The 8,789-nt window shown below is 35.5% G+C and carries 5 protein-coding genes; all 5 read left to right on the top strand.

Translation table 11 applies throughout. The features are described 5' to 3' along the window. The first annotated feature begins 185 nt into the window (after window positions 1-185). The 5 genes from HT685_RS07015 to HT685_RS07000 all read left to right on the top strand — a co-directional run bounded on the left by HT685_RS07015 (window position 186) and on the right by HT685_RS07000 (window position 8,666). Window positions 186-1,778 (top strand): glycosyltransferase family 52, encoded by a 1,593-nt coding sequence (locus HT685_RS07015; protein ID WP_173224943.1) that lies wholly within the window; start codon window positions 186-188, stop codon window positions 1,776-1,778. Next, entirely contained in the window at window positions 1,771-3,015 is a 1,245-nt protein-coding gene (locus HT685_RS07010; RefSeq protein WP_173224946.1) for a glycosyltransferase, read from the top strand. The genes HT685_RS07015 and HT685_RS07010 overlap by 8 nt, the downstream gene beginning before the upstream one ends. A gap of 95 nt (window positions 3,016-3,110) precedes the next feature. Continuing rightward, window positions 3,111-5,225: a hypothetical protein gene (locus HT685_RS10160; RefSeq protein ID WP_240148754.1), complete on the top strand. Its 2,115-nt coding sequence runs from the start codon at window positions 3,111-3,113 to the stop codon at window positions 5,223-5,225. A 326-nt stretch (window positions 5,226-5,551) separates the two neighbouring features. Next, entirely contained in the window at window positions 5,552-7,729 is a 2,178-nt protein-coding gene (locus HT685_RS10155; protein WP_240148753.1) for an SIALI-17 repeat-containing surface protein, read from the top strand. Window positions 7,730-7,961: 232 nt separating this feature from the next. After that, window positions 7,962-8,666, top strand: a complete 705-nt coding sequence (locus HT685_RS07000) for an acylneuraminate cytidylyltransferase family protein (RefSeq protein WP_173251449.1) — start codon at window positions 7,962-7,964, stop codon at window positions 8,664-8,666. Window positions 8,667-8,789 lie beyond the last annotated feature (123 nt).

The raw sequence follows: 8,789 nt of genomic DNA, 5'->3' as shown, positions 1-8,789 counted from the left end.
TTCTATCTGCAACCTCAAAGCAGTGCTTTGAGCAACCTACGGCTAGCTTCCTAGTTTGCTATTTGATTTTCATTGAGTATAAGTTGAAATGATTGATTTTGTATGATTCTATGATTATGAAGCGAATGTTTCTAAGTCCTGTTAGACAAAAAAATCTACTTGTAAAAAATTTTAAGGAGATAAATTTGAAAAATATAATCTTTTGCACGTCCCCATTTCAAGTTTTAGTCGCAAAAGAAGTCGTTCAGACTGTTTCAGAAGATTTTATTGGGATTTATCTAAAGATGTCAGATGATCAGAGACAGACTTACTATGCTGAACGGATGAAGGAATTTTGTAAGGAAGTCATTGTTTTAGAAGGAAAAACTGTTTTAGACGATATGCGGGAAGCTTTAAAAGGGAAGTCTGTCAGTAATATCTATTTAGCGAGCTTAGATAATCCTGTAGCGCTTAATCTATTTAATCCCAGTACGATGAATTTGTATAGCTTTGATGATGGTAGTACTTCAATTGTGCCGCTTAATTTCTATACACAAGGTCTTGACAGGACGATTCAAGCTACACATTTTACTATGAGGGAGGTCCTGTCATTTTCAACTAGACATTATACGGTATTTGAGGATTGCATTCTCTTTCCAAAAGAGAAACAGGTCTTTTTAAAGCTTGATATTAAACCAATTGATTTTCATAGAGCTAAGAATGGTAAAAAAATAAGTGTTTTTTTGGGGCAATTTTTAGCCTCTCTCCCTTATCAGGAATCTTTTGAAATCACTAGACAATTGACTTCAAAAATTTTAGATGAAAAGAAGATTGATTACTACTATCCTCACCCTAGAATTCCTTTGAATGTCTCACCAGATAAATTCAAAGAAACTAGGTTCTGTTTTGAAGAAGAAATTTATCTTTTGCTAGAGGAATATGAGTTCGTTGAGGTTCATAGTTTTTATTCGACAGCACTTTTATTGATAAAAGATATAGAAGGAGTATCGGTTCATGGTTATCGTACTTTTTTAACAACTCATGAATCAGATGTTTTTGCAAAATTGGGTGTACCCTATCAAAATGTATCTCAATCAGGTACACAGGTTGATATTGTTATGCCTACGTACAATAATGAAGAGACTATTCAACTCTCAATTGAATCTGTTTTAAATCAGACTCATGAAAATTTCAATTTAATTATCGTTGATGATGGTTCTACAGATAGAACAGAAGAAATTTGTAAATCCTATCATTGGGAGCCAAGAATCAAATATTTCAAAAAAGAACACGGTGGAATTTCAAAAGCTTTGAATTTTGGAATTTCTAAAAGCGATAGTATGTATATAGCTAGACAGGATGCTGATGATTTGTGGGCTCCATGGCATTTAGGCTTACTATTATATAGACTAGAAAAAGAAAGTCATTTAGATATTATTGGAGCTAAAGTGATTGCTGAAGAGGATAAACTATCTGATAAGCTTATATACAACAAATTTAATGAATTATCAGGAGAGTTGTTATGGTTATACCTTGCTTACCGAAATATATTTAACCATTCAACTGTCATTTTTAAGCGTTCTGCATATGATGAAGCAGGAGGTTATCATTCTGACTTTGATGGAATGGAAGATTGGCACTTATGGGCGAGATTGGTCACAAAGGATAATGCTCTCATTCTCAATACTGTTACAACCTATTATCGCTTATCAAATCAGCATAGACGAGAAATGGCTTTTAGATCACGATTGGCTAAAAGTCGAGGGCTGTCGTTAGAGGAGGTATTGAAACATGACTAAAGTGTTTACTATAAAGGAACATCTTCCTATCAATATCTATGGCTTTGAAAGAAGTCAATTGGCACGTCAAGAAATTTTTAAAAGTCTGCAAGTAGAGCAAGAAATTGTTTTAACAAATTTGGGGAATTTTGTAGCGAATTTTGTAGAAACATTGGAAAAGCTTGGCTTTGAAAACTTCTATCATGTTATTTTTGATCAGTCAGACCTGGCTAGACAAAAACCGAGTGTCCCAAAAGAATTTGTGCAAGACCTAAGCAATGTTACCGACGTAGAGTATACAAATAAAGGATATGTAGGTTTGGTCCACTATGAAAATGGCGATATTGAATGTTATACTTCTCAATTGCTTTATCGCTTCCATTGTCAAGAAGAACAATTTACCCTTTATGATAGTAAAGGAGAGCTACTAAAGGGAGATGTAGCTGGAAATTACCATTCTTATCAAAACCTAAGAAGTGGAGAAACCTATACGCAATGGCAATTAGTTAGTCTTTATTTAGCTAATCATTCTACGATAGATGATCGATTTATCATTGATATGGTAAATGAATATCCTCTTCAATTGAGAAAATTTTTCCAAAATACAGGCCGGAAATTATTTGCTTACACCCATTACAATATTTTAGACCCTATGATGAAGTTTGTCTTACAAGGCTGGTGTCAGAATATCGTTGCAAGTCCTGTTTTAGAGCAGATGATAGGGAAAGATAAGGTTCGCTTTTTACCTCCAATGTTTGTGGATGAAGTTTTGGAAAAAGAATATGCAACAGTTACCGATTGGTGTATCGTTGGTAATATGACCATGGTGAAACGTTGTGCATGGGCTATCGAGGCCTTTAGACAAGTTCCTGATAGTCAGCTAACGATTTATGGAAACCTACCTAAAGGTTATAGACAGGAAGACTTACCGCTGAATGTCCATTATGCAGGTTTTCTAGAAGAAGTTCCTTATGAGAAACACCGAGGCTATCTATCGTGTTCTATGAGTGAATGTTTTGCTAATTCGGCTGTGGAAGCATCTGCCAAGGGCTTGGTCTGTCTCTTGTCGGACACAGATTTAGCTCACAGATACTACAAGAATCAATCTAAAGTTGTCACAACATTTGGTGACATTGGAGAGTTAATCTTGTGGTTAAATGCTTATCAAAAAGAAGGCCGTTATGCATCGGCAACCTTTGCTAAAGACTATCAAAAGAGGGAAACTTTGGAGTTATATAAGTTTACATTATCTCTGTAAAATGCTATAATAGATGATAATACATCGATTTAATATATATATATATATATATTAAATCGTCGAAAAACAATGAATTTTTTGGAGAATAGTATTTTATGTTTCATAATAAACAAGAAAAATTTTCCCTTCGTAAGTATAAAGATGGACGTACAGATTCTAAACTTATTGGGGCAACAATTTTAGCGACAGGTGTGGCTTTATCCATTGGTGCAAGTCCAGTATTTGCAGCTGTTTCATCAAATGGTACAGACACAGCAACAGTAGTGAGTGATACTTCAAAAGTAGCATCTACATCAGCTACAACATTCACAGATGATAAAAATTCTAAAACTGTAAAAGTGGATGCAGTATTAGGAAAAGATGTAGCCGAACCAACAAAAGCGAATCAAAACACAGGTGATGTGGACGGTAATGATACAGTAAACTTCAAAACAGAAGCAACCGTCAATTATAAACTTGAGTCTGACAAGTCATTACTGAAAACAGAAACAGTAGAAGGTGAAAAAGGTACAGTAACAACTCCTTATGATAAAAAAGGAATTGCTTATGATACTGATGGTAAAGACTATCGTGAATCAACTGTAGCCAAAACAGGAGCTGAGGTAACAGCTGAAACGGGTAAAAAAGATACAGTAGAAGCAAATAACAAGGTTTATGAATACGTTCGTTCTGAAGTAGAGGGTGCTGATAAAGCAACTTATGAAAAAAAAAGCTTCAACAACATCGAAGCAAGAGTATCTCCAGAAGGAATGCACAATAAACTAGGGGAAATCGATTATACAAAAACAACAGGGAAAGTTTATCTAGTTGAAGAAATAGCTGATGGACAATACGGAAAATTTGTAGAAGCTAATGGTGTAACTAGCGATGAAGATGCCGTTACAAAATGGAAAGCTGGCCAAGCTGATGCCAAAGATTTCAGGAAAGAAAATGTAACCCTTCAAGAAGGTGATACAGTCCTTGTAATGGATAAAGACACGTATGCGGTGGGTGATAATAAGAAAGTAACAACTACTAAAAAATATCATTCGCCATCGTTTGAAGTTGAGAATCTAACATATGCTCTAACCAAATTTGAGGCGAGTACATACTTGCTTGATGAGAAAGAGAATGTATCAAGTGAATTCTATAGAGCAGGTGCTGATGGGGTATTTGGAACCGCGGATGATGAAAAAGTGGACGAAATAGATAGGCTTTATAAACTGAATGATTCCGAAGGAGATAATATAGAATACGGCCAAGACTACTTCAAAGGAAAAAAGAAAGGTGATTCAGAATTAAAAAATGCTAGGCCAGCTGACATTTTAAAGAATGATTATCACTTTTATTACGAATTGCTGAAATATGCCGAAGAAAAAGCTAGAGATTTTGGAGATGAAGCAGGTTTAGCGAAGGTAATAGCTGCTAAAGAAGGATTAGATAATTTTATTGAAGAGAAAAGTAAAAATATCGATATAGGTTATATAAAAAAGGGGGACAATAGTGTTGAATATGGTTATAATTTAGGAAATAGTTTTTTTGATAATGATCCAGAAAGGAAGTCTTATAAGAAGGATATTGAAAATATAATCGGAGACTTCACAATTAAAAAAGAGAATACGACTAAAGAAGTAGATGGTATTATTGAAAAAACCAGAATAAGTACAAGAGTGTTCACATTTTTAACTTCTGACTCATCGGATAATGGTAGTGCAGAATATTTTAATAACGAAGAAATTAAACTTCAATACGTAGCAATTGTCACAAAAGAAAATATGACGGGAGAGCTTATTGAAACACTTGTAAGAAACCAAGAATTTAATGAATTAACTAAAAAAGGAACTGTAACAGTTGAAGAAGATGGAACAGTTACAGTAGTATCACCTGAAGAATCTGTGGAATTTAAGGTGTATAAAGGTGATACAGATGAGGAAATAAAAGGAACAAACGAACGTTACACTATAACTGATAATGATAAGATTAGCTTCTTTAGTACTAAAGACATAACAACTCATAATGAAACAACCTACACTACAAAAGAAGTGATTACTCCGATTCGTGCTTATAAAGTAATGAGTGAAGCAAAACCAGTCGTAACTCATTATTATAGGGAAAAAATCACAAAAGAAGAAGCAGGAGAAGCAAGAGCTTCTAAGCAAGGTAGCGTAGTTATCAAGTATGTCACAACTGATGGGAAACAACTGAAATCAGAAACTGATAAAAAAATGTAACGCTAGAAACAAAAACGATTGTAAGTCTATATTCAGGTGAAACAAAAGTTGGTGAACGTACAGATGTTGCAACTGTAGAACAAAACTATGACACAACAGATAAACAATATCCGACGCTAGTAGATGCTGAAACGGGATATACATATGAGTATGTAGGTCTAAAACAAGGATCACCAGCAGCTAGTGGAAAAGTAGTAGAAGGAACAACAGAAGTTGTTTACGAATACCGTCTAGTAAGTGAAGAAGAGAAAACCCCATCTAAATCAGAAGTTACAAAAACAGGTTCAGTTGATGTAAAACACGTTGTAATCAACGAAGATGGAAGCTTGAAAACATTAAAAGAAACAGAAGTAGTGAAGAATAATGTTCCTCTAGAGTATGAAGACACTTATGTAACTTACTCAAAAGGAGTGAAGGTTTCTGAACGCACAGAAAAACGCACAGTAACAGAAAACTATGACACAACGGATAAACAATATCCGACGCTAAAAGATGAAGCTACAGGTTTAGTTTATAAATATGTAGGACCAACATCTGACTCAGCTTCAGCAACTGGTGATGTGACTGAAGGTGAAAAACACGTTATTTATAGCTATACGTTAGATAAACAAGAAGAAACAACACCATCTAAAGTAGTTGATACTAAAGGTTCTGTAGTTGTTAAATTCGTTGATGCTAATGGTAATGAAATCAAAAATGCTGAAAATGTAGTAACAGATGCAGTTATTAAAACAACGAAAACATACGCGACTAAGTCAGGTGATGTAGTTCTATCAACGCGTGATGAAGTAACAAATAACGATGTAGATTACAGTACTGAAAACAATAAAGTACAAACAATCATAACAGTGGGTGGTAAGAAATACACATTCTATCGCGTATTACCAGTAGATACTAATTTCAACAACGTAGTAGAAGAAACTGGTAAGGTGAAAGAAGGAACTACAACAGTTGTTTATCAATACGATGAAATCATTCCAGTTGATCCCACTAAACCTAATGAAGGGGATAATACTCCTCCAAAACCAGAGGATAAGATTCCTAATGATCCACAAAACCGTTCATACAAAGATCTAGGTCTATTAACAGAAGTGAAACGTAATATCTCTTACGTTTACGAAAATGGACCAAAAGCTGGGCAAGAGGCATCTACTCCTGTTAACCAAAATGCACGTTTCACAAGAAGTGAAGAAATCAATAGTAGAACCGGTGAAGTAGTATACACAAGCGAATGGACTAAAGAACAAAAACTTGCTGAAGTAGTATCACCAAAAATCGATAAATACTCTGTAGACAAAGAAAAAGTAGCAGAATTACCAGTAACACACGAATCAACTGACAGTAGTGAAATTGTAAAATACCGTGAAAATCCTGAAATTATCGAACACGATGTAGCGAAAGATAAAAAAGGTTCTGTAGTTGTTAAGTATGTAGACGCTCAAGGAAATGAAATTGACACTGCAGTTACTGTTAAAGATAATGTAGTAGTAGAAAAAGCTACGACAAAAGTCTATGCTGATTGTGATGCCGAAACAACATACACACCAACAAATGAAGAATATAGCACAGTAGAAAATCGTAAAGAAACAATAGAATTTAACGGTAAGAAATATATTTACCGACGAGTACTACCAGTGTCAACAACTCTAGGAAACTCAGATAAAGAATCAGGTAAAATTCCAGAAGGAACAACAACGGTTATTTATCAATACGCAGAAGAAGTAGAACCATTTATTCCGCCATTCCCACCAAAAGAGGAAGTGCCAGAATACAATGGAAAAGTAGATGATGCTGAAAAAGATAAAAAAGGAACAGTAATCGTTAAATTTGTAGATGTTAATGAAAACTTCCTTGCATCAGATGTTGTTGTAAAAGATAATGTAGTTGTAGCTAAAGCAAGTACTACAATTACGGGCGATAAGGCAGAGACTACATACACTGCGACTGGTGAAGAGTATGCGGTGACACCACCACAAACGATTGAAGTGGATGGAGTGACATTCCGATTGAAACGTGTTCTTCCAGCTTCTGATAAGTTCAACAATACGATTGAGGAAAAAGGACTGGTTAAAGAAGGTGTTACTACTATTGTTTACCAATATGTAATGCAAATGGATGCTCCAAAAGTAGAAGTTCCTGAGTTTGACGGTGGAGTGGTTCCGTTAGATCCTCCAGTTGTGGACATTCCAGAGTTGAAGATTCCTGAAGAGCCTAAGCCAGAGCCAAAACCGGAACCGAAACCAGAGCCTAAGCCAGAACCGACTCCAACACCAACACCTACTCCTACCCCTCAACAAAACGAAAATCCGGAAACACCTAAAGTTCCGAATAACTCAGTTCCATCAACTTATCATTCTGGTGGAAGTACTTATCCAGCTCCATCAAGGGAAGTATCTCAATTGCCAAATACAGGTACTGAGTCAAATGCAACCTTAGCAGCATTTGGATTTGTTGGCATTTTGAGTGGATTAAGCCTTGTTCTACGTAAGAAGGATAGTGAATAGTATTTGCTCAAAATATTGATTTATCAACTGTAGTAGGTTGGTGTTAGCTAAAATTTGGAGAGGACAATCACTGTCTTCTCCACTTTTTATGTTAAGAGGGATAAAATAAGAGGACTTGTGCTTGATGAGATTGTTAGTATTTTCTGATTTGGTGTTGTAATAAGGTGATTGAAAAGTGTTGCTAATCCTATCATTACTCTATCCGTTTTTATCTTATTTCTAGGAAGGTTAGATGAAAGAAAAATCTAAACCGATAGCCATTATTCTGATTCGTTCTGGATCTCGATGCTTAGTGGATAAAAATATTAAATCACTTGCAGGCAAACCCTTGGTTTTCTATACGATAGAGGTCGCTCTAGCCTCCAAGTTATTTAGTGAAATATGGGTATCGTCAGATTCTCCCACCTATCTGGAACTCTGTCGTCAAGTCTATCCAGAGATTTGCTGTGTCCACAGACCAAAAGAACTGGCCTTGTCAACAACCTCTAGTCTAGCAACTTTATGCGATTTTTTACAACCCTTTGAAGAGAATCAAGTATTCGTTAATTTACAGGTGACTTCACCCTTGAGAGAGGTAGATCACCTTACCGAATCCTATCAACTCTACTGCAAGTCTGGAGCAGATCATTTGATTTCCTGTGTCAAGGCAGACAAGAGTCGTAGTCTTTACTTGCAGTTGGAAGAGTCGCCATTTATCCGTCCACTTCAAGTTTCCAAGCACTATGCTCGTCAGAAAGAGCCTCTTTACTACTATCCCAACGGAAGTATTTGGATTTCTCGTAAGAGTCTTTACCTACGGGATGAGAGCTTTTATACAGATAAGACAGTAGCTTATGAAATGCCAAAGCTCTATTCTTATGATATCGATGATGAGTTGGATTTTGAAGTCGTGGAGACTTTGTTACAACGCCACTACCTAGGTAAGAAAATAAGATAAAATGCCTCATTGTTACTATAATAAACTTGCGCACAAAGATTGACCATCCTATGAAGAGTTCAAGAATGAAGCCGATTTTTACGTTTTTTCTTGACTCTTTTTTTGCTTGTGATATAATTAACT

Source organism: Streptococcus sp. 5004 (genome assembly GCF_013276755.1).
GTDB lineage: Bacteria > Bacillota > Bacilli > Lactobacillales > Streptococcaceae > Streptococcus.
The sequence above is the reverse complement of the archived record's forward strand: the minus strand, read 5'-3'. Positions and strand labels throughout refer to the sequence as shown.

What these genes read in the sequence shown, in the direction of transcription:
- HT685_RS07010 (WP_173224946.1), top strand. Translation starts at nt 1,771, where the DNA reads ATGACTAAAGTGTTTACTATAAAGGAACATCTTCCTATCAATATCTAT.
- HT685_RS10160 (WP_240148754.1), top strand. Translation starts at nt 3,111, where the DNA reads ATGTTTCATAATAAACAAGAAAAATTTTCCCTTCGTAAGTATAAAGAT.
- HT685_RS07000 (WP_173251449.1), top strand. Translation starts at nt 7,962, where the DNA reads ATGAAAGAAAAATCTAAACCGATAGCCATTATTCTGATTCGTTCTGGA.